Annotated in this window: 21 protein-coding genes and 3 tRNA genes; 17 read left to right on the top strand and 7 right to left on the bottom strand. The window is 52.1% G+C overall.

All coding sequences use genetic code 11. The annotated features are described in order from the left end of the window. Positions 1–95 precede the first annotated feature (95 nt). From H650_RS17605 to H650_RS17595, 3 genes are all read left to right on the top strand, one after another. Positions 96–182, top strand: a tRNA-Leu gene (locus H650_RS17605). A gap of 28 nt (positions 183–210) precedes the next feature. Continuing rightward, a tRNA-Leu gene (locus H650_RS17600) sits at positions 211–297 on the top strand. Positions 298–328: 31 nt separating this feature from the next. Further along, positions 329–415: transfer RNA gene (locus H650_RS17595), tRNA-Leu, on the top strand. A gap of 33 nt (positions 416–448) precedes the next feature. Here H650_RS17595 and H650_RS17590 read toward each other — a convergent pair. Further along, complete coding sequence (locus H650_RS17590) at positions 449–727, bottom strand: DUF1435 domain-containing protein (protein ID WP_020456456.1); 279 nt, start codon at positions 725–727, stop codon at positions 449–451. 217 nt (positions 728–944) lie between these two features. Between H650_RS17590 and H650_RS17585 the strand changes: the two genes are divergently transcribed. Both H650_RS17585 and fhuF read left to right on the top strand, forming a co-directional pair. Beyond that, the gene (locus H650_RS17585; protein WP_044489558.1) at positions 945–2,009 is read left to right on the top strand and encodes a GGDEF domain-containing protein; all 1,065 of its coding nucleotides are present in this window, start codon (positions 945–947) and stop codon (positions 2,007–2,009) included. Between the two features lie 102 nt (positions 2,010–2,111). Next, entirely contained in the window at positions 2,112–2,900 is a 789-nt protein-coding gene (gene fhuF / locus H650_RS17580) for a siderophore-iron reductase FhuF (protein ID WP_020456454.1), read from the top strand. A 43-nt stretch (positions 2,901–2,943) separates the two neighbouring features. Here the strand turns inward: fhuF and H650_RS17575 are convergent, their stop codons facing one another. Beyond that, positions 2,944–4,284, bottom strand: coding sequence for a PTS cellobiose transporter subunit IIC (locus tag H650_RS17575; protein WP_020456453.1), 1,341 nt, complete (start codon positions 4,282–4,284; stop codon positions 2,944–2,946). Between the two features lie 339 nt (positions 4,285–4,623). On the opposite strand from H650_RS17575, the gene H650_RS17570 reads away from it, so the two are divergent. Next, positions 4,624–5,082 carry a YbaK/EbsC family protein gene (locus H650_RS17570; protein ID WP_020456452.1) on the top strand — a complete coding sequence of 153 codons (459 nt, stop codon included), beginning with the start codon at positions 4,624–4,626 and terminating at the stop codon, positions 5,080–5,082. A 50-nt stretch (positions 5,083–5,132) separates the two neighbouring features. On the opposite strand, the gene bglJ is transcribed toward H650_RS17570, so the two are convergent. Both bglJ and H650_RS17560 read right to left on the bottom strand, forming a co-directional pair. After that, positions 5,133–5,753 carry a DNA-binding transcriptional activator BglJ gene (gene bglJ / locus H650_RS17565; protein WP_071925256.1) on the bottom strand — a complete coding sequence of 207 codons (621 nt, stop codon included), beginning with the start codon at positions 5,751–5,753 and terminating at the stop codon, positions 5,133–5,135. An 11-nt stretch (positions 5,754–5,764) separates the two neighbouring features. Then, positions 5,765–6,487, bottom strand: coding sequence for a response regulator transcription factor (locus H650_RS17560; protein WP_020456449.1), 723 nt, complete (start codon positions 6,485–6,487; stop codon positions 5,765–5,767). Between the two features lie 533 nt (positions 6,488–7,020). Here H650_RS17560 and H650_RS17555 point away from each other — a divergent pair. The 8 genes from H650_RS17555 (at position 7,021) to opgB (ending at position 14,086) form a co-directional block, all read left to right on the top strand. Continuing rightward, positions 7,021–7,797, top strand: coding sequence for a threonine/serine exporter family protein (locus H650_RS17555; protein WP_020456448.1), 777 nt, complete (start codon positions 7,021–7,023; stop codon positions 7,795–7,797). After that, complete coding sequence (locus tag H650_RS17550; RefSeq protein WP_017457822.1) at positions 7,788–8,261, top strand: threonine/serine exporter; 474 nt, start codon at positions 7,788–7,790, stop codon at positions 8,259–8,261. Before H650_RS17555 ends, H650_RS17550 begins: the two co-directional genes overlap by 10 nt. Positions 8,262–8,594: 333 nt before the next feature. Further along, positions 8,595–9,050: a MarR family winged helix-turn-helix transcriptional regulator gene (locus tag H650_RS17545; protein ID WP_020456447.1), complete on the top strand. Its 456-nt coding sequence runs from the start codon at positions 8,595–8,597 to the stop codon at positions 9,048–9,050. An 82-nt stretch (positions 9,051–9,132) separates the two neighbouring features. Next, the gene (locus H650_RS17540; RefSeq protein ID WP_020456446.1) at positions 9,133–9,561 is read left to right on the top strand and encodes an organic hydroperoxide resistance protein; all 429 of its coding nucleotides are present in this window, start codon (positions 9,133–9,135) and stop codon (positions 9,559–9,561) included. Between the two features lie 160 nt (positions 9,562–9,721). After that, on the top strand, positions 9,722–10,261 hold the full coding sequence (gene dnaT / locus H650_RS17535; protein ID WP_020456445.1) for a primosomal protein DnaT: 540 nt from the start codon (positions 9,722–9,724) through the stop codon (positions 10,259–10,261). Positions 10,262–10,263: 2 nt separating this feature from the next. After that, positions 10,264–11,001 carry a replicative helicase loader DnaC gene (gene dnaC, locus H650_RS17530; protein ID WP_020456444.1) on the top strand — a complete coding sequence of 246 codons (738 nt, stop codon included), beginning with the start codon at positions 10,264–10,266 and terminating at the stop codon, positions 10,999–11,001. Between the two features lie 75 nt (positions 11,002–11,076). Beyond that, positions 11,077–11,574, top strand: coding sequence for a YjjA family protein (locus tag H650_RS17525; RefSeq protein ID WP_020456443.1), 498 nt, complete (start codon positions 11,077–11,079; stop codon positions 11,572–11,574). Positions 11,575–11,797: 223 nt separating this feature from the next. Next, positions 11,798–14,086: a phosphatidylglycerol--membrane-oligosaccharide glycerophosphotransferase gene (gene opgB / locus H650_RS17520; RefSeq protein ID WP_020456442.1), complete on the top strand. Its 2,289-nt coding sequence runs from the start codon at positions 11,798–11,800 to the stop codon at positions 14,084–14,086. Between the two features lie 3 nt (positions 14,087–14,089). Here opgB and H650_RS17515 read toward each other — a convergent pair whose 3' ends face one another. Both H650_RS17515 and tsr read right to left on the bottom strand, forming a co-directional pair. Continuing rightward, positions 14,090–14,902, bottom strand: coding sequence for a GNAT family N-acetyltransferase (locus H650_RS17515; RefSeq protein ID WP_020456441.1), 813 nt, complete (start codon positions 14,900–14,902; stop codon positions 14,090–14,092). An 85-nt stretch (positions 14,903–14,987) separates the two neighbouring features. Further along, a complete protein-coding gene (tsr, locus tag H650_RS17510; RefSeq protein WP_020456440.1) occupies positions 14,988–16,658 on the bottom strand; it encodes a methyl-accepting chemotaxis protein in 1,671 nt (556 codons plus the stop codon). A 349-nt stretch (positions 16,659–17,007) separates the two neighbouring features. Between tsr and btsT the strand changes: the two genes are divergently transcribed. The 3 genes from btsT to yjiA all read left to right on the top strand — a co-directional run bounded on the left by btsT (position 17,008) and on the right by yjiA (position 20,511). Continuing rightward, on the top strand, positions 17,008–19,161 hold the full coding sequence (gene btsT, locus H650_RS17505; protein WP_020456439.1) for a pyruvate/proton symporter BtsT: 2,154 nt from the start codon (positions 17,008–17,010) through the stop codon (positions 19,159–19,161). Between the two features lie 179 nt (positions 19,162–19,340). Continuing rightward, the gene (locus H650_RS17500) at positions 19,341–19,544 is read left to right on the top strand and encodes a YbdD/YjiX family protein (RefSeq protein ID WP_020456438.1); all 204 of its coding nucleotides are present in this window, start codon (positions 19,341–19,343) and stop codon (positions 19,542–19,544) included. A 10-nt stretch (positions 19,545–19,554) separates the two neighbouring features. Further along, on the top strand, positions 19,555–20,511 hold the full coding sequence (gene yjiA, locus H650_RS17495; RefSeq protein WP_020456437.1) for a GTPase: 957 nt from the start codon (positions 19,555–19,557) through the stop codon (positions 20,509–20,511). Positions 20,512–20,556: 45 nt separating this feature from the next. Here yjiA and H650_RS17490 read toward each other — a convergent pair whose 3' ends face one another. Continuing rightward, on the bottom strand, positions 20,557–21,927 hold the full coding sequence (locus H650_RS17490; protein WP_020456436.1) for an NAD-dependent succinate-semialdehyde dehydrogenase: 1,371 nt from the start codon (positions 21,925–21,927) through the stop codon (positions 20,557–20,559). Positions 21,928–22,046: the final 119 nt, after the last annotated feature.

Below are 22,046 nucleotides of genomic sequence, written 5' to 3'. Positions count from 1 at the left end.
TCAGCCTCAGTCTGTGCAATTAACTATTGACGAAAAGTTGAAAACATCTAGAATGCGCCTCCGTGGTAACGATACTTCAAGAGTATCGATGGTATGCGAAGGTGGCGGAATTGGTAGACGCGCTAGCTTCAGGTGTTAGTGTCCTTACGGACGTGGGGGTTCAAGTCCCCCCCCTCGCACCATAAACCACGTTGATATCGCTCGCACTGTGCGAAGGTGGCGGAATTGGTAGACGCGCTAGCTTCAGGTGTTAGTGTTCTTACGGACGTGGGGGTTCAAGTCCCCCCCCTCGCACCAACGAGGCGATATCAAAAAGTAAGATGACTGTGCGAAGGTGGCGGAATTGGTAGACGCGCTAGCTTCAGGTGTTAGTGTCCTTACGGACGTGGGGGTTCAAGTCCCCCCCCTCGCACCAGATATCTTATTCTCTCCCTGTATTGCTCCCCTGTTACATCATCATCTTTAGATTCAATAGCATCAGCATCATTGCGCCAACCAGAGCAACGCCTGAAGGCAATAAAATAAAATGGCGTAAACGCTTATGGTAAAGCATGGCGGGTGTAAGTAGTAAGCCCAGAACAATCACCATTCGCCACGCATTGGCTGATAAATCCGCCAGCATCAGCACAGCAACAATCACTCCAGGCACCACAATTCCCCAGCCACTTCCCAGCGCTCGCTGCAACATGGTTTCATCTCTCAAACCGATAATGATAACCAATATCATATGATATCTTTTCTCAATTGTCAGCCTGCGGTCATACGGTCGTATGAAGATTACTCATCATCTAATGACAGTCATTCAGGAAGGTGATAAATTAAGCGCTGCTTAAATCTAAATCCAAATCACTAATTTTTCGCAATGACAGTTTCATTGCGTTACTTCTTTTTTCCTTTGACTCATAGCGCAGTAGTATATTGCGGATAAATAACGATTTTTAGGTATGACATTACAAACCTGGCAATCTCTATGTAATAAGAGATATCGATTGTCCCTACGACTCTTTTTACTGCTCAACGCAATCTCAGCTTTGTTCTCTATTGCTCTGCCGCTCTACAATCAGCGCGCGTTCACGTTTCCCGTGTGCGCTATCTTTGCGGCGAGCATTATGCTGCCCGTCTGGCAAAAGTGTTATCCAAAAACAAAAATCAATATCACATTCATCTCACTTATATTTGGCTGCCTGTGGGCATGGCATGTGATAACCAAAGTCAGGTTACTTAATGACAACGCCTCTACCTACCTGCTTATAGCCTTGCTAAGCGTGCTTTTTATCGGCTCGATCGCATTTTCAAATAACATTGTCGCCTTTTTGCTGCACTCTTTGCCGGTCTTCGTGACATGTCTGTGGTTTAGCGAAGGGGAAAGCGCAATCAGGCTTATTTACACCTTTGCGCTGCCAGTGTTGGGGATCTCTATCCAGCATGCGATCCAAAAACGTAACGATAGTTTTGCCCTTGCACTGATGAACCGCCTGATGCAGGAGCGTAAAACGCTAAATGATCTGAGCATGCTTGACCCACTAACCGGCCTGTACAACCGTCGTGGTTTGCAACACAAACTTGATAACTTGCTGGCCGTTGATGAGAGTTCGCGTTTCGTCCTGCTGCTCGATATTGACCACTTCAAAGCCTACAACGACCACTACGGACACATGATGGGCGATCAGGCGCTTATCCGTGTTTCCGCCGCTTTACGCGACGCCGTGCGTTCCCGTGATATCGTCGCGCGCTTTGGCGGCGAAGAGTTTATGATCCTGCTGAATAACGTTGATGTTGAGCAGGCTCGCCTTACCGGAGAGCGCATCCGCCAGAAAGTGTACGATTTAAAAATCCCGCATATGTTTAACGAAAGCGTCGCCACAAACGTCACGATCAGTATCGGGATTGCGCCACTTGTCGATCACGATATTGATGCGGCGCTTTCGCTCGCCGATAAAGCGTTATATGAAGCCAAACATTTAGGTCGTAATAACATTCTGGTGAGTGGCGAGCTGCGTGTCGCCTGAGGTGCGCTCAGCGCTAACTTTTCGATAAAAATGTTGCTATCGATTTTACCTCTGGCTAGGATTAGCAATCATTATCATTTAGATTTGCTATCGGCTGGCGCTATGACCTATCGCACCGCATCGATCACCGAAAACATTATCTGGCGAAGCCGACTCACTGATGAGCGTGATTCGCTGGCAAATGCCATGCGGGAAACTATCGCCAGCACCCGCGAGTATTTGCTCGATTTTATTCGGCTGAATGAACCCGCGCCGTACAAAGCAATGACACTGGCTGAGTGGGCGCACCCTGCCGCATTACAGTCACTTATCGCCACCTACTCCGATCATATTTACCGCAACCAGTTGACGCAGCAACGTGAAAACAAACCGTTGCTATCGTTATGGGCGCAGTGGTATCTCGGGTTGCTGGTACCGCCACTATTATTGACGTTGCTGACGCAAAAAAGCGCCACTAGTCTCTCCCCGGAACATTTTCATGCCGAGTTCCATGAAACCGGCCGCGCCGCGTGTTTCTGGATTGATGTGCAACGGGATAATAAGTTGTCGTCATGCGACGACGCGCAGCGTATATGCGCATTAACGACGCAGGCGATCCTCCCGGTAGTTCAGGCGCTGGAAGCCACCGGCGATATCAACGGTAAACTTATCTGGAGCAATACCGGCTATCTGATTAACTGGTGCCTGGGGGAACTCATCCCAAAACTAGGTGAAACGCGTGTTGCCGCACTTCGCCAGCTTTGCTTTTTCGAAAAGCAGCTCGCTGACGGCAGTGATAACCCTTTGTGGCGCACAGTTGTTATGCGCGACGGCGCTCTGGTGCGTCGCACTTGCTGCCAGCGCTATCGCCTGCCCGATGTTCAGCAGTGCGGTGACTGTACGCTGAAATAAGCAGAGGGCGATAAATCGCCCTCTTCGTTTTTATTCGACACCATCACGCAACCTGCTTATCTTCCTCTGCGCGTTGTGCCTCTTCAGCTTCCTGTTCCAGCAACTGTTTCTCATACACTTTAAAGAACGGGTAGTAAATTATCGCAGACACACAGGCCAGCAGAACGACAAGGATCGCCGCGCGGAAATCCCAACCTAACGCCCATGCACCGCCAATCGGCGCAGGTGCTGTCCAGGGTACGACCGAGATGACGCGGCCAATCAGATCCAGTTTCATTGCCGCCCAGGCAATAATCGCATTAAGAGTCGGAGCCAGCAGGAATGGGATAAAGAACACAGGGTTCATTACGATGGGAGTACCAAAAATAACCGGCTCGTTGATGTTGAACAAACTCGGTACCACGCTCAAACGCCCGATCGAACGCAAATGCACCGAGCGGCTACGCAAGTAGCAGAACACCAGTCCCATGGTCGCCCCGGATCCGCCAATCACAATAAAGAATGTCCAGAACGCTTCCATAAAGATATGCGGTAACGGTGCACCTTGCGCCAGCGCACTCTGGTTAAGCCCGAGGTTCGTTAACCAGAACATCTGCAGCATCCCGGAAACAATCGCCGCACCATGAATACCCGCAAACCACAATAAATGGCCGATGATCACCGCCAGCAAAATCGCAGGTAGCGAGTCCGCCGCCGCCACCAGTGGTTTGAATAGCGCCATAATGGCTTGCGGAATTAACATGTTGAACTGCGTCTGGATAAGCAGGCTCAGCGGATAAAGGGTAAGCACCACGACCAAAACCGGGATCAGCAAATCAAAAGAGTTTTTGATCATTGGCGGCACCTGGTCTGGCAAACGGATGCCTATATTGTGCGCTTTCAGAAAACGCATCATTTCAACGCAGTAAACAGCCACCAGGATCGCGGTAAAAATACCGGTGCCGCCCAGACTATCAACTGGCAATGTGCCGTTGGTTTTGGGTGCTGCGACCAGTAAAAAAGCCATCAGCGACAGCATCGCGCACATAAACGGATCCAGCTGATGCGACTTCACATAATGTTTACCGAGATTGTAAGCAATCGCCGCACAGATATAGATAGACATAATGCCCATCGTCATATCAAAAGGCGTAAGGATCCGCCCTTCATACTGCTTCGCCAGGTCCAGCCATGTCCGGGCAAAACCCCACGTCGTATCTGGCGAAAATGGAGGGTATGCAAATACCAGCAAGAATGAGCCCACTATCATAAACGGCATCGCGGAGATAAAACCGTCGCGAATCGCCATAACATGACGCTGGGAAGAGATGCGTCCGGCTACCGGACTGACATAATTTTCTATAAACCGGAAAATAAGATTAAACGCAGCATGGTTGGCAGACATAGTAGATCTCCTATCAGGCTAACAAAGTAAGCGCATCAGCAACCGTTCTGCCGTGCAGCGATCCATGTTTTTGACGTGAAACCATGCAGGTTTTCGAACCAGCATTACAGCAAAGTTGAGTAGGTTTCATAGACGGCTCTTTTTTAATTTTATGAACAGAGGGAAATGACAAAATGAGTATTAACCCGGCTTGTTAACACTGCAACCGGTTACTGTAACCGGTTTCCGCGATTGTGAAGAGGATCGAGAATCTGGCAGTAAGATGTTTGTTATGCCCGGTTATTTACACGCATAACAGGCTTGTGACAGATTAATGGCGGTCATTTGCTGGAGAACATCATGAGTTTGCAGTCCGTACGGCAGTTCTTTGCCGATAACGCCCCCGACATCGATATTATTGAACTTAACCAAAGTACAGCGACCGTGGCACTCGCCGCCGCCGCGCATAATGTCGAACCAGGGCAAATCGCAAAGACACTGTCGTTAAAAGTGAAAAACGAAGTGATATTGGTCGTCGCGAAAGGTGATGCACGCCTTGATAATAAAAAACTAAAAAATACCTTTGGCGCGAAAGCCCGAATGCTAAGCAGTGATGAGGTTGTCACCATTACCGGACATCCAGTCGGTGGTGTCTGCCCGTTTGGGCTGGAAAACCCGTTGCAGGTATATTGTGACGTGTCGTTAAAACGCTATCAGGAAGTGTTACCGGCCGCGGGAGCAATTCACAGCGCGATTCGTATTTCTCCCGACAGAATGGCGCAATTAACACACGCGAAATGGATTGATGTGTGTCTGTAGTTGCCTAACAAAGCGCCAGGGATAGCCTGGCGCAGTTCCCAAAAAAACGTTTACATTAACTCCGATGCGGCCCGCGCGCAGGGTGGCTTCCATGTCAGAATATCCGCCGCATCAAGCAAACCGACATCTGATGTGACCCCCAGCTTTGCCATTGCGTTGAATTTATGCGCTCGAATAGTTTTCACATTACGATCCAGCTGCGATGCAATTTCGGCAACAGAAAACCCCCGCGTCATGTAGTTCAGAATTTCCCTTTCTGTCGGGCTGAGCATACGACACTGGCTCACATACCAATGGTTAATCATGTTTTCGTTAATGCGCCGCGTCTCCCCAAACAACGTGACCAACTCCTCCAGTAGCACAGCAAGGGGGGATGATTTACTTAATATCCCGTGCAACCGTGAGGGGGAGAGATGCCCAACCAGCCGCGCTTCACGGTTGTCTCCCGCTAATACAATGCGTTGCATTCCTGGATGAGAAAGGGAGAGTAAATGCAGACACATCAAGCATTCCAGCCGTTCTTTCCGTTGACCAAAAAGGGAATAGATGACGGAAAAAAACGAAGTCTGTTTCAGCGCCTGCCGAAACGCCGAATGATCTTTAAAAAAATAAAATTGATAGTGATTAATAGCAGATTCATCAAATAAATGTCGTAGGCCCTCCCCGCTCATTATGCATTTTTCTATGATGGCAACATTTCCCTTCTTCCTGGTATTTTCCATTCATTATGCTCTCCGTCCGCCGTACCAAAATCCAGCTGTTTCATTCCCTGACTGCTATTAATCCATGTATACAAATCTGCATTACTACGTAGTGATAACCGCCGCATTGCGCTATTTTTCTGCGCGCTGACTGTTTTATTACTTTTTTTAAGCAGCGTGGCAATTTGATTAATCCCCCATCCTTTTCCAAGGAGGCGTAACACTTTGCGCTCAGACAACGTTAACATTGCGTTCGAAAAAGAATTGTCGGTGTGTTTATGCCATCCTGAAGTCAATAAGGTTTGGCTTATATTCTCAACATTCTTATGCCCATTACGAATGGCGTCAATTACGCCCTCTATCGGTTCCACATCTGCCAGCAAGGTCGTTTGGGGCTGCATAAGAAGCTCAGCGGCCACAGGGTAGAGGCTGCGCGAAACGAAGAATAGCCAGCGTGCGTTATCGCATTGAGGAAACAGTGAATAATATTGCTGACAGCTTTTTCTTGCATAACGCTGCTCCCCTGATAAGTCAGTGATTATCAATCTGGCGCATTTTAATTTAAGCAGTGCAACCTCTTCCACTGATGAATAATAATTGAGTGCATATTCCGGGAAATGTCGCTCAAGAATGCCGCCAATCCCGACCCTAAGTATCGGCGTTTTGCTGATGATAATCCCCTGATTGCCGTCTCTCGATAGCATAAAACCTCCGCTTCCATTTGCGCGTTCTATCAACCTTATTTATAAGTATTTACTCAGTTAATACTCATATTGCGTAAAGTAGCAGCACCGTTTTGATGGAGCTGCCATAAAATTGGCACAGTTTATGAATGGAAATAAATATAATGTACTGAATTATAATATCCACAAGTAGCGTGTCAACATTACACAATGCGCATTAAAACATCCGATACATTATTAATAATAAAATAAGAAATTTAAAACAGTCGGCACATATTGAGATAAGATAAAAGCAATCATCTTAAATAATATATAAGATCTTATTAACGCTAACTTCATCATTATTCTCAGCTAAACAGAAAAAAATCTGCTGTTTCTTTTCTGTTATTACTTCATTCTTAACATGCGATAAGCTCTCCTTTTGAACATGAACAAGCGTGATTTAATGCACAATTCTTGATCTTTCTTAGCGCCATCCAGCCGGTGTCCTGTGCTAAAAATAGGCTTTCCGCTCCACCCTTCGTGAGCGCCAGTGCAACAATACCAGGGTAATCATGCAAACAGACCAGTCATCACAGCGGGCCATTACGCGGCTGTGCATTCAGTGTGGCCTTTTTTTGTTACAGCACGGCGCAGAGAGCGCGCTGGTTGAGGAGCTTTCAACGCGTCTGGGACTGGCGCTGGGTATGGACAGTGTTGAAAGCTCGATTTCTTCCAATGCCATTGTTCTTACCACGATTAAAGACGGAATGTGCCTGACATCAACCCGTAAAAATAGCGATCGCGGCATTAATATGCACGTGGTGACGGAAGTTCAGCATATTGTCATTCTCACTGAACATAAGTTATTGGATTGCAAAGACGTCGAGAAGCGCTTCGCTCAGGTCAAACCCTTACGCTACCCGCGCTGGCTGGTCACGCTGATGGTGGGTCTCTCTTGTGCCTGCTTTTGCAAGCTCAATAACGGCGGCTGGGATGGTGCTTTTATAACTTTTTGCGCCAGTAGTGTCGCGATGTATGTCCGCCTTGTGCTGGCAGGTCGCCACTTACACCCGCAAATCAACTTTTGTATCACCGCTTTTGTTGCTACTACGGTTTCCGGCTTGATGCTGACGCTGCCCGTTTTTCTGCAATCATCCACCGTTGCGATGGCCGCCAGCGTTTTACTTCTGGTACCGGGGTTTCCGCTGATTAATTCGGTTGCCGATATGTTTAAAGGACATATCAATACGGGCCTTGCACGCTGGGCTATCGCCAGCTTATTAACGCTTGCCACCTGTATTGGTGTGGTAATGGCAATGACATTGTGGGGATTACGCGGATGGATGTGATTTTGTTCATCCTGGCGCTGGCGCAGGATATGTTACTGGCGGCCATCCCTGCCGTTGGCTTTGCCATGGTATTTAACGTGCCGCACCGCGCTCTACCGTGGTGCGCGCTGCTTGGCGCGATTGGCCATGGTTCGCGCTTCGCTATGGTGCACTGGGGATTCAATATCGAATGGTCGACTTTTGCCGCCTCAATGCTGGTCGGCTCGATTGGCATCCACTGGTCACGCTGGTATCTGGCGCACCCGAAAGTCTTTACCGTGGCGGCGGTGATCCCTATGTTTCCGGGCATTTCCGCCTATACTGCAATGATTTCGGCGGTCAAGATCGGCCATTTTGGCTACAGCGAAGAACTGATGATTTTGCTGTTAACGAACTTCCTGAAAGCATCATCGATTGTCGGCGCACTCTCTATTGGCCTGTCGATTCCTGGGCTGTGGATTTATCGCAAACGCCCCCGCGTATAAGGTCAGTTCTTCCGCCACGAATTCCGCCTCTAATGAAGCGCGAATTCCGTGGTGGCAATGTTGCCACAGAGGCTTACTGCTATTGCGTAACGTGCTGCGTAATTCCATGAAGCAGCTGGGATTCTTCCTCAAAGCGGCGATTTACCAAGCACAGTAAACAATGTTCATTTTCACGTGATCGACAACATTTGCGCCTTCGCAATTTTTTGCAAAGTCCCGGCTCTGGTCGCGAAGCGCCATTATCATGCTGAAACAGCAGGCAAATTTTTGTGGGAATACTTTTTCGACAAAAATAACTTGCAATAAAATCGCGTGCTATCTATATTCAATCTCATGAAGAAGACATCGACTCCAACCGCGAATGCGCAGCTCGCGTTAGATAACCAGTTTTGTTTTGCACTGTACTCAACAAATCTGGCGCTGCATAAGCTCTACCGGCAGCTCCTGGCGCCGATGAATCTCACCTACCCGCAATATCTGGTGATGCTGGTGCTGTGGGAGAAAGATGACATCACGGTGTCGGAAATTGGCGAACGCCTGTTTCTCGACTCCGCCACGCTGACGCCGCTGTTGAAGCGTCTGGAAAGCGCCGGGCTGATTCGTCGTCAACGATCGCGCCAGGATGAACGCCAGGTGGTGATCACCCTAAGCGAAAGCGGGCGTGACTTGCAGCAACAAGCGACGTCGATTCCGGAAGCAATCGGCTGTGCAATGGCTTGTGATAGCGCAACGCTTGCCGATATCAAGCAGCAACTGGAACGGCTTCGCCAACAATTTCAACGGGCATAATCTCCCTTTACAGGGAGTTTATCCCCAGTAAAAAATAGCACGCTATTTTATAGCAAACACTTCAGATAATAAGGAACCTGCCATGTCTTTAGAAAAAGTTGTTTACACCGCCAAAGCCAAAGCAACCGGAGGCCGTGATGGTCGCGCAACCTCTTCCGACGGCGTACTGGATGTCAAACTGGGCGTGCCGAAAGAGATGGGTGGCGCTGGCGGTGAAGTTACTAACCCGGAACAGCTGTTTGCTGCGGGTTACTCTGCCTGCTTCCTCGGTGCAATGAAATTTGTCGCCGGTCGCGACAAAATCGCCATGCCGAAAGATGCGTTTATCGAAGGCGAAGTGGGTATCGGCCCTTTGCCGACCGGCTTTGGTATTGAAGCAAAACTGAATATCCACCTGCCGGGGATGGATGCCGCTGAAGCCAAAAAACTGGTCGATGCAGCACACATTGTTTGCCCCTATTCCAACGCCACGCGTGGCAACATCGACGTTACGCTGAATATCATTGCGTAACGCAAAAAAGCCAACGTTATTGGAAAATCACAAGCCGGGGAAACCCGGCTTTTTCACGCTGTTCTGCCCTTTGCGCTCCCTGTGTTACTATGTGTGATTATGCCTGTGTGAAAAAAACACAGTGCGCCGTATCCGTAGTAATCCTGTTTGAGAACGCGTTATGTCTTCCAGAATCCTGACGCCGAATGTCATTGGTATTGATGAATTTGTGCGCGATCCTGCCTGCGTGCTGGCACGCACGGAAGGCGGCGCCATCGCCGTTTTTGCCAATAATAGCCCCGCGTTTTACGCTATTACGCCGCAGCGCCTTGAACAACTTCTGGAGCTCGAAGCACAGCTTGCGCGACCGATGAGCGACATTTCGCTCGATGCACAATTCTATGAAGAACCAGCCGCCGCGCCGGTAAATGTGCCAATGGGCAAATTCGCCATGTATGCGGGCTGGCAGCCGGATGCTGACTTTCAGCGCCTGGCGGCGATGTGGGGCATTGCGCTGGCGCATCCAGCCACGCCGGAAGAGCTGGCCTCGTTCGTGGCCTACTGGCAGGCCGAAGGTAAAGTTTTCCATCACGTCCAGTGGCAGCAAAAATTGGCGCGCAGCCTGCAAATAGGCCGTAGCAACCAGAACGGCGCGGCAAAGCGGGATATTAACGCCCTGTCCGAACCGGATAATCAAATCCCACCAGGTTTTAGAGGATAACGATGAAAAACGTCGGCGAATTGATGAAGCGACTGCAAAAAATGATGCCTGCCAACACCAAGCCTGCTTTTAAAACCGGCGAAGAGTTGATGGCATGGCAGAAGCAACAAGGCGAAATCCGTTCGGCGGCGCTGGAGCGCGAAAACCGCGCCATGAAAATGCAGCGCACCTTCAACCGTTCCGGCATTCGTCCCCTGCACCAGAACTGCTCTTTCGATAACTATCGTGTTGAGACGGAAGGCCAAATGCGGGCGCTGAGCCAGGCACGGCAATATGTAGAAGAGTTCGACGGTAACATCGCCAGTTTTATCTTTTCAGGCAAACCCGGAACCGGCAAAAACCATCTGGCAGCGGCTATCTGTAATGAACTGCTGTTGCGGGGGAAATCGGTGCTGATTATTACCGTTGCCGACATTATGTCGGCCATGAAAGAAACTTTTGGCAACAAGGAAAACAGCGAAGAGCAGTTGCTCAATGACTTAAGCAGCGTTGACCTGCTGGTGATTGATGAAATCGGTATGCAGACGGAATCCCGCTACGAGAAAGTGATTATCAACCAGATTGTCGATCGTCGCTCTTCGTCCAAACGCCCGACAGGCATGCTGACCAACAGCAACCTGGAAGAGATGAATAAGCTGTTGGGCGAACGCGTGATGGACAGGATGCGTCTCGGCAACAGCCTGTGGGTGATCTTCAACTGGGAAAGTTACCGCAGCCGCGTCACCGGTAAAGAGTATTGAGAGTTTTCCCATCCGTGGCGCGCCCGCGCCCGGGTGTATACTGGCCGCCTTTGTTGATACCAGGATCTGCTCTCGATGAAATTCCTCCAACACCTCCTTTGCAGCGCCGCACTCGGTAGCGCACTGCTTACCGGCTTCGCGCAAGCCGCCTCCTGGCAGGATACGCTTTCCAGCGCCGCCAGCGAACTCAGCCAGAAATCGACTACATCTCAATCCCAGCAAGGGGGTCTTTCACTCTCCTCCCTGACGGGTCTGCTTAATGGCGGTAACCAGGCGCTCAGCGCTGACACTATGAACAATGCGGCGGGCGTGATGAGCTGGTGTGCGAAAAATAAGCTCTCCAGCCTGACCAACACCGAAAATGTGAAAAACCAGGTGCTGGATAAACTGGGTCTGGGTGCCGCTCAGCAAAAACAGGACACCAATTATCTGGAAGGGATCCAGGGCATGCTGAACACCAAAAACGGGGAACAGCTGAATCTGAGCAACATCGGTAGTACGCCACTGGCGGAAAAAGTGAAATCCAAAGCCTGCGATATCGTCCTCAAGCAGGGCGTTAACTTCCTCTCCTGATATCCCGCCGCGTTCAGTCAGAGCGCGGCGTTATCCTTCCCCGCTTTACCGAAACGCCGCCAGTGCGACGGCTATCACTATTACGCCTTTCTAAACCAATTCTGAATAAGTACGCCACAGAGTGACACTACAATTGCAGATATGTGACATGAACATTAAATTATACGCCCTGTTACAAAAATTAATGGCCAGCAATATGCCTGGCGTTGATGAGGAATAACGGTTGTCCGAGTTGCTCTCTATCGCGCTGTTTCTTGCCTCTGTGGCTATCTATGCCTGGAAAGCGGGCCGTAATACCTGGTGGTTTAGCGCCACCCTGCTGGTGCTGGGTCTTTTTGTCATCCTGAATATCACCCTTTACGCCAGCAATTATTTTACCGGCGACGGCATCAACGACGCGGTGTTATACACCCTGACCAACAGCCTGACAGGCGCGGGGGTCGGCAAATATATGCTTCCCGGCGCGGGGTTAGTATTAGCGCTGGTAGCGGTGTTTTGCGCGCTCGGCTGGGTGCTGCGCCGTCGTCGCCATCTGCCACACCATTTCGGCTATAGCTTACTGGCACTCGCACTGGCGCTCGGTTCGGTGGACGCCAGCCCGGCGTTCCGCCAGATAACCGAGCTGGTAAAATCCCAGACGCGTGAAGGCGACCCTGACTTCGCCACTTTCTATAAAGTACCGACAAAGCAGATCCCCAACCCCAAACTGAACCTCGTTTACATCTACGGTGAAAGTCTTGAGCGCACCTATTTTAACGAGGAGGCGTTCCCCGGCCTGACGCCGGAACTGGGCGCGCTAAAAGAAGAAGGCATTGATTTTAGCCATACCGAACAGCTACCCGGCACCGATTACACCATCGCCGGCATGGTCTCTTCGCAGTGCGGCATTCCGCTGTTCGCGCCGTTCGAAGGCAACGCGTCGGCCTCCGTTTCCAGCTTCTTTCCGCAGAATCTTTGCCTTGGCGACATCCTGAAAAATTCCGGCTACGAAAACCACTTTATTCAGGGCGCTAACCTGCGTTTCGCCGGGAAAGATGTGTTTTTAAAATCTCACGGCTTTGATTACCTGACCGGAGCAGAAGAGCTGAAAAACGAGGTCGCGGACCCGCATTACCGTAACGACTGGGGTTTTTATGACGATACGGTGCTGGATACCGTGTGGAAACAGTACGAGGAACTCTCCCGTTCCGGTAAACGCTTTTCGCTGTTTGCGCTGACGGTGGATACCCACCACCCGGACGGTTTTATCTCGCGCGGCTGCGAACGTAAAAGTTATGCCTACGATGGCAAGCCGAACCAGTCATTTAGCGCGGTAACCTGCAGCCAGCAAAATATCGCCGCGCTTATCAACAAAATCAAAGCGTCGCCGTGGTTTAAAGACACGGTGATCGTGGTGTCATCGGATCATCTGGCGATGAATAACACCGCGTGGAAATACCTCAACAAGCACGATCGCAGCAACCTGTTCTTTGTGCTGCGCGGCGATGAACCGCAGCAAGATATCTCCGGTATTAAGCGCAGCACCCTCGATAACGGCGCAACCGTGCTGGATATTCTCGGCGGCGATAATTTCCTCGGCCTTGGCCGCAGCAGCCTCTCCGGGCAGTCGCTTTCGGGTATTTTCCTCAATATGAAAGCGAAAATGCTGGCGTGGAAACCGAACATTATCCGGCTGTGGAATTTCCCGAAAGAGATGAAAGACTTCACCATCGATACAGATAAACAGATGGTGGCGTTCTCTGGCAGCCAGTTCCGTTTGCCGTTGCTGGTGCGGGTATCGGATAAAGTTGAACCGCTGCCGGAAAGTGAGTATTCCGCACCGCTGCGCTTCCAGCTGGCGGATTTCGCCCCGCGCGATAACTTCGTCTGGATCGACCAATGCTACAAAATGGCGCGTTTATGGTCGCCGGAACTGGCGCTTTCTACCGACTGGTGCGTCTCGCAGGGGCAACTGGGCGGCGAACAGCAGGTCCAGCGTGTCGACAACGCGCAGTGGAAAGGGAAAACCGCGTTTAAACAAACGGTGATCAGTAGCGATCGCTACCAGAAAAACGTCGATACCCTGAAGATCCTCGACGATAGCATTCGCTACAAAGCCGACAGTTTTATCTTTAACGTGGCAGGCGCGCCGGAGGAGATAAAACAGTTTAGCGGCCTCTCTCGTCCGGAAAGCTGGGGGCGCTGGTCGAATGCCAATCTGGGCGAAGAAGTGGCGATCGAATATAACCAACCGCTACCGGAACAGTTCGAGCTGGTGATCACCGCCAAAGCCTTTGGCCCGAATGCTAACCGGCCGATTCCGGTGCGCGTTGGCGATCAACAACAAACGCTGACGCTGGGTAATGAGCTCAGCACCACCACGCTGCACTTTAGCAATCCGTCTCACAGCAACCGGCTGGTCATTGTGCCGCCGGAACCGCAATCGACCAATGAAGGCAATATTCTTGGTCATTCGCCGCGTAAACTGGGTATTGGTCTGGTGGAAATCAAAGTGGTGAACCGTGAAGGCTGACCGCTACAGTTCCGCTTTCATCTCGTACTGGCTGATGGCCATAGTGGCGTAGCCCGCGCGCTGGAACAGGGATGAAAAACGCTCTGGCACCGCCACGGTGGTTCCAAGCGCCGGAATATGCTGGTTCAACGCCTGCAGCAACTCGCAGGCAAACCCTTTGCGCCGGTACTCTGACTCCACATAAATAAACCGCAGCAGGGGTTTACCACCGAGGGTGGAAACCAGCGCATAAGCATGTTTGCGGTACTCGAACGCCCGCGCCGGCAGCGATACCGCAGTGAGCGGATCCACCTGCCACGGTAGCCGGTCATGGCATTCACTTATGGCGCTGCGCACCACTTCCAGCGGATCGCGCGCCTGTAACGTACCATTCTCTTCAGCTACATCCTCACGTCCCTGGTAGCCAAACAGCGGCTGAACGGTGGCAAACCCCAGCGCATGATAAAGGGCGATACCGGCATGATTATCGCTCATGACTTCCAGCCACATCTGGCGAACACCTTTCGCACGCAGCCCCGCCATCAACGGCGGCAATATTTGTCTGCCCACGCCCTGGCCGCGAAATGGCGGGCAAATCGCAAAGGCCGCCAGTCGGGCGCAATCGCCACGCCGGGCAATCAAAGCCACAGCGGCAGGCGTGTCGCCCGCCAGCCAGACGCAGGAATCGACGAGGCTTAAACCTTCGGCAAGAAAGCGTTGTGCAAAAACATCGGGCGGCAGAGAAAACGGAACGCGATAACCTTCAAAACAGGCACCGGTGATAGTGGTCAGCGCTTCGCAACTATAGTGGATGGCAGGAACAGCGACGAGGTTCATAGGGCTTCTCCGCGACATGATGCAATGAGCATAGCACGGTGACGCGGGAGAAAATGCGCCCTGTGTGACAGGGCGCAAATAACGATTAGAAGGTTTCCCAGTTCTCGCCCGCGTCGGTCGCGGCTTTACGCGGCAGCGCGGTTGCAGGTTCCGCTTTCACAAAACTGGTTGGCGTTGCGCCAGCGTTTTTACGCTGGTCTTGCATGATGCGGAACACAGAAACGGCCTGCGTCAGGCGGCTGGCTTGTTCTTCCAGCGCTGCCGCAGCAGCGGCAGACTCTTCCACCAGCGAGGCGTTCTGCTGGGTAACGCGATCCATTTCAGCAACGGCCAGACCAACCTGGTCAATGCCGCGGCTCTGCTCATCGGAGGCAGAGGCAATTTCGCCCATGATGTCGGTAACACGCGTAACGGCGTTAACGATCTCATCCATGGTTTCACCGGCGCTTTCCACCAGCGTGGACCCCACTTCAACGCGGCCCACAGAGTCCTCAATCAGGCTCTTAATTTCGCGGGCTGCCTGGGCGCTGCGCTGTGCAAGGTTACGTACTTCACCCGCAACTACCGCAAAGCCGCGACCCTGTTCACCCGCACGCGCCGCTTCGACCGCAGCGTTAAGCGCCAGAATGTTAGTCTGGAAGGCAATGCCGTCGATCACGCTGATAATATCTGCGATTTTCTGCGAACTGGCGGTAATGTCGCGCATTGTCTGCACCACGTTATCCACTACTTTACCGCCTTTTTGCGCGGTCTCGGACGCGCTCAGCGCCAGGTGGCTTGCCTGACGGGCGTTTTCGGCGTTCTGTTTCACCGTGGCGGTCAGCTCTTCCATGCTGGCTGCAGTCTCTTCCAGAGAAGCGGCCTGCTGTTCCGTACGGGACGAAAGGTCGTTGTTACCTACGGAAATTTCGCTGGCACCGCTGTAAATGGCGTTGGCACCGTTACGGACATCGCTAACGGTACGCACCAGTTCGCTTTGCATATGCCGCAGGCTGTCTGCCAGCACGCCCATTTCATTGGAACCCTGTACTTCAATGCGCTGCACCAGATCGCCACCGGCAATATGGCGGATATTGTCGATCAAGTGGTTGAGCGGCTTAATCAGCGCCCCTTTAATCCCCACCCAGACACAGACGATCACCGCCAGTACCACGATCAATACGGTGATAATCACCCACACCGCAGAACCGTAGGAGCTTTCGCTGTCGCGAACCGCTTGTTCATACAGGCTGTCGTTCTGCTTCAAGTAGTTAACGTATTGTTTCTCAAAACCATCCTGATAACTCTGGGTCGGCTGGTCAAAGAAGTCATTGATCTTACCGGCACCCAGCAACTGGATCAGCTCCGCCAGGGCGTTGTGGTAGATATCGTAGTTACGTTTGATCTCTGCTGCGGCTTCTTCGCTCTGGCGCGGATCGCGCGGCAGCGCCTGGTAAGCATTCCAGTTCGCTTCCGCCTGTTTCAGCGAGGTGCTGGCAATCTGCATCAGATCCGACACGGTCGCGCCGCTGCCGATATTGCTCTGATCCATCATGTAGCGGATACCCGCGCGGTTAAGGGTGTTACGGGTTTGCAGCAGCGCAACCCAGCTACCGTTCAGTGTGGATTGCTGCTGGCGAATGGTTTGTAAGACGGTGAAGTTTTCTTTGTCCTGTTTCAGCGCGTTAAAGAACAAGCCGCCGGAAGTGAGTTGTAACAAGCCAAATAAAGCCAATACCAGCAACAAACTGGTCACAAGTTTAATACGAGTCAACATGTTTTCTCTTTCCCTATAAACAGATACCAGGTTTTCGGCCTGGCATAGGAAAACTTTATGGTTTAACGTGCTATTTTTTCGCCAGTTATACATGGATTACAACCCGGCAGAATTCGCTCCCTTCCTTGCAAGACAACGACTTAGCGTGACATACATCACAGTTCAGCCAGCGTTTTCCTGCCCTCAAAACCGCTTATGACGCATCCGTTACCGCTCACCGCCTTTTTCTAACCACTCAGTCAAATCGCTGCCGATTCGCGCGCGTAATTTGCCATCATGAATGCCAGCATTTCAGCCAATTCAACATTTCAAATCCCATTCACTGTTTCTGTTAAAAACCAGGTCTGATATGGATACTAAAAAACTACTCAAGCACATACCCTGGGTCATCCTCGGGATAATCGGTGCTTTTTGTTTATCCGTTGTCGCATTACGCCGTGGCGAGCATGTCAGCGCGCTGTGGATCGTGGTTGCGTCCGTTTCCGTTTACCTTGTGGCCTACCGCTACTACAGCCTTTACATCGCCCAGAAGGTGATGAAACTCGATCCAACCCGTTCCACGCCGGCGGTAATCAATAACGACGGCCTCAACTATGTGCCAACCAACCGCTACGTGCTGTTTGGTCACCACTTTGCCGCTATCGCCGGCGCAGGCCCGCTGGTAGGTCCGGTACTGGCCGCGCAAATGGGCTACCTGCCGGGTACGTTGTGGCTGCTGGCGGGCGTGGTGCTGGCCGGTGCGGTGCAGGACTTTATGGTGCTGTTTATCTCTTCACGCCGTAACGGCGCGTCTCTTGGTGAGATGGTGAAAGAAGAGATGGGCCGCGTGCCGGGGACCATCGCGCTGTTTGGCTGCTTCCTGATTATGATCATCATCCTCGCGGTGCTGGCGTTGATTGTGGTGAAAGCGCTGGCGGAAAGCCCGTGGGGTGTCTTCACTGTCTGCTCAACCGTGCCGATTGCCCTGTTTATGGGTATTTATATGCGCTTCCTGCGCCCGGGACGCGTTGGTGAAGTCTCGGTTATCGGTATTGTGCTGCTGGTGGCCTCCATCTGGTTTGGTGGCGTCATCGCGCACGATCCTTACTGGGGCCCGGCGCTGACCTTTAAAGACACCACCATCACCTTTGCGCTGGTGGGTTACGCCTTTGTCTCTGCACTTTTACCGGTGTGGCTGATCCTTGCCCCGCGCGACTACCTGGCGACCTTCCTGAAAATCGGCGTGATCGTCGGTCTGGCGCTGGGCATCGTGATCCTCAACCCGGAACTGAAAATGCCTGCGGTGACGCAATACATCGACGGTACTGGGCCACTGTGGAAAGGTGCGCTGTTCCCGTTCCTGTTTATTACCATCGCCTGCGGCGCGGTATCTGGCTTCCATGCCCTGATCGCGTCCGGTACCACGCCGAAACTGCTGGCTAACGAAACCGACGCACGCTTTATCGGTTACGGCGCAATGCTGATGGAATCCTTCGTTGCAGTGATGGCGCTGGTTGCCGCCTCCATTATCGAACCAGGTCTCTACTTCGCCATGAACACACCGCCAGCAGGGCTGGGCATTACCATGCCGAACCTGCATGAGCTGGGCGGTGATAACGCGCCGATGATTCTGGCGCAACTGAAAGATGTCACCGCGCACGCAGCGGCAACCGTCAGCTCGTGGGGCTTTGTGATTTCGCCGGAGCAGATCCTGCAAACCGCAAAAGATATCGGCGAGCCGTCCGTACTGAACCGCGCTGGTGGCGCACCGACGCTGGCCGTTGGTATCGCGCACGTGTTCCACAAAATCATCCCGATGGCGGACATGGGCTTCTGGTACCACTTCGGTATTCTGTTTGAAGCGCTGTTCATCCTCACCGCACTGGATGCCGGTACGCGTGCGGGCCGCTTTATGCTGCAGGATCTGCTGGGTAACTTCGTGCCGTTCCTGAAGAAAACCGACTCGCTGGTAGCCGGCGTCATTGGTACTGCGGGCTGCGTGGGTCTGTGGGGTTATCTGTTGTACCAGGGCGTGGTTGATCCGCTGGGCGGCGTGAAAAGCCTGTGGCCGCTGTTCGGTATCTCTAACCAGATGCTCGCGGCCGTCGCGCTGATGCTGGGCACCGTGGTGCTGGTAAAAATGCAGCGTACCAAATACATCTGGGTCACCGTGGTTCCTGCCATGTGGCTGCTGCTGTGCACCACCTGGGCGCTGGGTCTGAAACTGTTCAGCACCAACCCACAACTGGAAGGCTTCCTGTATATGGCTAACCAGTACAAAGAGAAGATTGCCGCCGGTGGCGGAGATCTGACCGCGCAGCAGATTGCCAACATGAACCATATCGTGGTGAACAACTACACCAACGCCGGGTTGAGTATTCTGTTCCTGGTGGTGGTGTACAGCATCATCTTCTATGGCATCAAAACCTGGTTGCAGGTGCGTAACAACACCGTGCGTACCGACAAAGAAACGCCGTATGTACCGGTGCCGGAAGGCGGTGTGAAAACCTCTTCACACCACTAAACCAGTTGCCGGATGACGCTACGCATCCGGCATATAACGCGTGATGATGTAACCACCGTTGAGGGTGGTTACATCTGTTTCGCAGGCGTCATTGGCGCAGCCAGGTTGAACACTGCCCGTTCAAAATAGCAAGCAAAATAGCCTGCCTCTGCGGGCTTCACATATATCTGAGAAGAATGATGTTTGGTAACTTAGGCGAAGCCAAAAAATACCTCGGTCAGGCGGCAAAGATGCTGATTGGCATCCCGGACTATGACAACTACGTTGATCATATGAAAACCAACCATCCGGATAAGCCGTACATGACTTACGAAGCGTTCTTCCGCGAACGCCAGCAGGCGCGTTACGGTGGAGACGGCAAGGGCGGTGTCCGCTGTTGCTAAAGGAGAATCTATGACCCCGATTGCAGTAACGTTGTTGACCGGTTTTCTCGGCGCCGGCAAAACCACCCTCTTACGCCATATCCTCAATGAGCAACACGGCTACAAAATTGCCGTTATCGAAAATGAATTCGGCGAAGTTTCTGTTGATGATCAACTGATTGGCGATCGCGCCACGCAAATAAAAACCCTGACCAATGGCTGTATCTGCTGTAGCCGATCCAATGAGCTGGAAGATGCGCTGCTGGATCTGCTCGACAGCCTCGATCGTGGCGATATCGCCTTTGATCGGCTGGTAATTGAGTGCACCGGCATGGCCGATCCGGGGCCGATCATTCAAACCTTTTTCGCCCATGAGATCCTTTGCCAGCGCTATCTGCTGGATGGCGTCATTGCGCTGGTCGATGCGGTACATGCCGATGAGCTGATGAATCAGTTCACGCTGGCACAGTCACAAGTGGGTTATGCCGACCGTATTCTGCTGACCAAAACGGATGTCGCAGGCGAGTGTGAAAAACTGCGCGAACGCTTAAGCCGCATCAACGCCCGCGCGCCGGTTTATACCGTGACGCATGGCGATATCGAGCTGGCGCAACTGTTTAATACCAATGGTTTTATGCTGGAAGAGAACGTGGTGGCGGCAAAACCGCGCTTTCACTTTATCGCCGACAAGCAAAACGACATCAACTCAATAGTGGTCGAGCTGGATTACCCCGTGGATATCAGCGACGTCTCCCGCGTAATGGAAAACCTGTTACTGAGCTTTGCCGAAAAATTGCTGCGCTATAAAGGCATGTTGTGGATCGATGGCGAGCCAAACCGCTTACTGTTCCAGGGCGTACAGCGCCTTTACAGCGCAGACTGGGATCGCCCGTGGGGCGACGACGCGCCGCACAGCACACTGGTGTTTATTGGCGTACAGCTACCGGAAGATGAGATCAGAGCAGCATTTGCAGGTTTGAAGAAATAACGCCTGCGGCTTCCCCCTCCGGCGAGGGGGAAGAAAGATTAAACATTACTGGCGTACCACCACCAGCTTCTGATTCACAAATTCTTTGATGCCTAAATCAGACAGCTCGCGACCGAACCCGGATCGTTTCACCCCGCCGAAAGGCAACTCAGCGGCGGTATCCGTCAGCCAGTTGATATAGACCATGCCGGTTTCAATGCGTGACGCCATCTGTTTGGCACGCTGAATGTTGCGGCTGAAGATGGCTCCGCCAAGGCCATAGTGTGAATCGTTAGCCAGGCGTACCGCTTCTTCATCATTATTCACCACATAAATTTGCGCCACCGGGCCAAAGAACTCGTCATAATAGGCCGGGTTGTCGCGCGTAATGTGCGTCAAAATCGTGGGTTCGAAGAAGTTGCCTTCGCTGTTCGCTGGTTTGCCGCCGAAGTGCAGTTTTGCCCCGTTTTGTACCGCTTCACTCACCTGTTTGCTCAATGTATTGAGCGCCTCTTTCGAGGAGAGCGGACCAAGTGTGGTGCTTTCATCCTGCGGGTCGCCCATTTTCACCTGCTGGAAAGCCTCGGTGAACTTACGCAGGAACTGATCGGCAATATCCTGATGAATAATAAAGCGTTTCGCGGCGGTACAGACCTGCCCGGCGTTCGCCAGACGCGCTTGCACACCAGTCTCAACCGCGTTTTCCAGATCCGCATCGTCCAGCACGATAAATACGTCGTTACCGCCAAGCTCCAGCGTCGATTTCTTGATGTGTTTCGCCGCCTGAGCCGCCACCGCGCTACCGGCTTTTTCCGATCCGGTCAACGCTGCACCTTGCACACGCGGATCGGCAATGATTGCCGAAACCTGATCGGACGAGATAAACAGGTTCGTCCACGCACCTTCCGGTGCGCCCGCTTCGCGCACCAGCTGCGCAAAGGTTTCTGCGCACTGCGGCACGATGCTGGCATGTTTACAGATAACCGGGTTACCGGCAGCCAGATTTGGTGCCAGTACACGCATCAGCTGGTAATAAGGGAAGTTCCACGGTTCCACCGCCATAATCACGCCGATCGGATGATGCTCCACCCACGCCTCTCCCAGCGCCGTTTCATACTTAACGGGCGCCAGGAATTGTTTCGCGTTATCCGCGTAGTAACGGGCTATCTGCGCGCAAATCTTCACTTCGCTGCGGCTCTGCTCAATTAACTTGCCCATCTCCCGGCTGGCGATTTTCGCCAGTTCTTCCTGCTGGTTTTCCAACAGATCGGCAAGTTTATGCAGTATCGGCAACCGCTGTTCAATATTTCCCTTAGACCAGGACGAGTGATACAGCGCATCGGCCTGACGTAACGCCACTTCGATATCGGCGTCGCTATGATTGGGATACTCTTTAATGAGCTGGTTGTTAAAAGGATTCACTGTCTGGTAAGCCATATTTGTCTCCTTATTTACTGCTTAGGGTAATAAGGGTAGTAAAAACGACTGGGCCTGAAAGTAAAGTTGGGTATATACAGACGTTTCTGATACAGAAAATAAAAAGTAAATAGTGCTTT

This window comes from Enterobacter sp. R4-368, from assembly GCF_000410515.1.
In the GTDB taxonomy this organism is placed as follows: domain Bacteria; phylum Pseudomonadota; class Gammaproteobacteria; order Enterobacterales; family Enterobacteriaceae; genus Kosakonia.
The sequence above is the reverse complement of the archived record's forward strand: the minus strand, read 5'-3'. Positions and strand labels throughout refer to the sequence as shown.

Excerpts from the sequence above, each read along its gene's own strand:
- H650_RS17555 (WP_020456448.1), top strand. The coding sequence starts at position 7,021 with ATGCAAACAGACCAGTCATCACAGCGGGCCATTACGCGGCTGTGCATT.
- btsT (WP_020456439.1), top strand. The coding sequence starts at position 17,008 with ATGGATACTAAAAAACTACTCAAGCACATACCCTGGGTCATCCTCGGG.
- H650_RS17560 (WP_020456449.1), bottom strand. The coding sequence starts at position 6,487 with ATGCTATCGAGAGACGGCAATCAGGGGATTATCATCAGCAAAACGCCG.
- fhuF (WP_020456454.1), top strand. The coding sequence starts at position 2,112 with ATGACCTATCGCACCGCATCGATCACCGAAAACATTATCTGGCGAAGC.
- bglJ (WP_071925256.1), bottom strand. The coding sequence starts at position 5,753 with ATGAGCGGGGAGGGCCTACGACATTTATTTGATGAATCTGCTATTAAT.
- H650_RS17515 (WP_020456441.1), bottom strand. The coding sequence starts at position 14,902 with ATGAACCTCGTCGCTGTTCCTGCCATCCACTATAGTTGCGAAGCGCTG.
- H650_RS17525 (WP_020456443.1), top strand. The coding sequence starts at position 11,077 with ATGAAATTCCTCCAACACCTCCTTTGCAGCGCCGCACTCGGTAGCGCA.
- tsr (WP_020456440.1), bottom strand. The coding sequence starts at position 16,658 with ATGTTGACTCGTATTAAACTTGTGACCAGTTTGTTGCTGGTATTGGCT.
- H650_RS17585 (WP_044489558.1), top strand. The coding sequence starts at position 945 with ATGACATTACAAACCTGGCAATCTCTATGTAATAAGAGATATCGATTG.
- H650_RS17490 (WP_020456436.1), bottom strand. The coding sequence starts at position 21,927 with ATGGCTTACCAGACAGTGAATCCTTTTAACAACCAGCTCATTAAAGAG.
- H650_RS17570 (WP_020456452.1), top strand. The coding sequence starts at position 4,624 with ATGAGTTTGCAGTCCGTACGGCAGTTCTTTGCCGATAACGCCCCCGAC.
- yjiA (WP_020456437.1), top strand. The coding sequence starts at position 19,555 with ATGACCCCGATTGCAGTAACGTTGTTGACCGGTTTTCTCGGCGCCGGC.
- H650_RS17540 (WP_020456446.1), top strand. The coding sequence starts at position 9,133 with ATGTCTTTAGAAAAAGTTGTTTACACCGCCAAAGCCAAAGCAACCGGA.
- H650_RS17550 (WP_017457822.1), top strand. The coding sequence starts at position 7,788 with ATGGATGTGATTTTGTTCATCCTGGCGCTGGCGCAGGATATGTTACTG.
- H650_RS17590 (WP_020456456.1), bottom strand. The coding sequence starts at position 727 with ATGATATTGGTTATCATTATCGGTTTGAGAGATGAAACCATGTTGCAG.
- dnaT (WP_020456445.1), top strand. The coding sequence starts at position 9,722 with ATGTCTTCCAGAATCCTGACGCCGAATGTCATTGGTATTGATGAATTT.
- H650_RS17575 (WP_020456453.1), bottom strand. The coding sequence starts at position 4,284 with ATGTCTGCCAACCATGCTGCGTTTAATCTTATTTTCCGGTTTATAGAA.
- dnaC (WP_020456444.1), top strand. The coding sequence starts at position 10,264 with ATGAAAAACGTCGGCGAATTGATGAAGCGACTGCAAAAAATGATGCCT.
- H650_RS17545 (WP_020456447.1), top strand. The coding sequence starts at position 8,595 with ATGAAGAAGACATCGACTCCAACCGCGAATGCGCAGCTCGCGTTAGAT.
- H650_RS17500 (WP_020456438.1), top strand. The coding sequence starts at position 19,341 with ATGTTTGGTAACTTAGGCGAAGCCAAAAAATACCTCGGTCAGGCGGCA.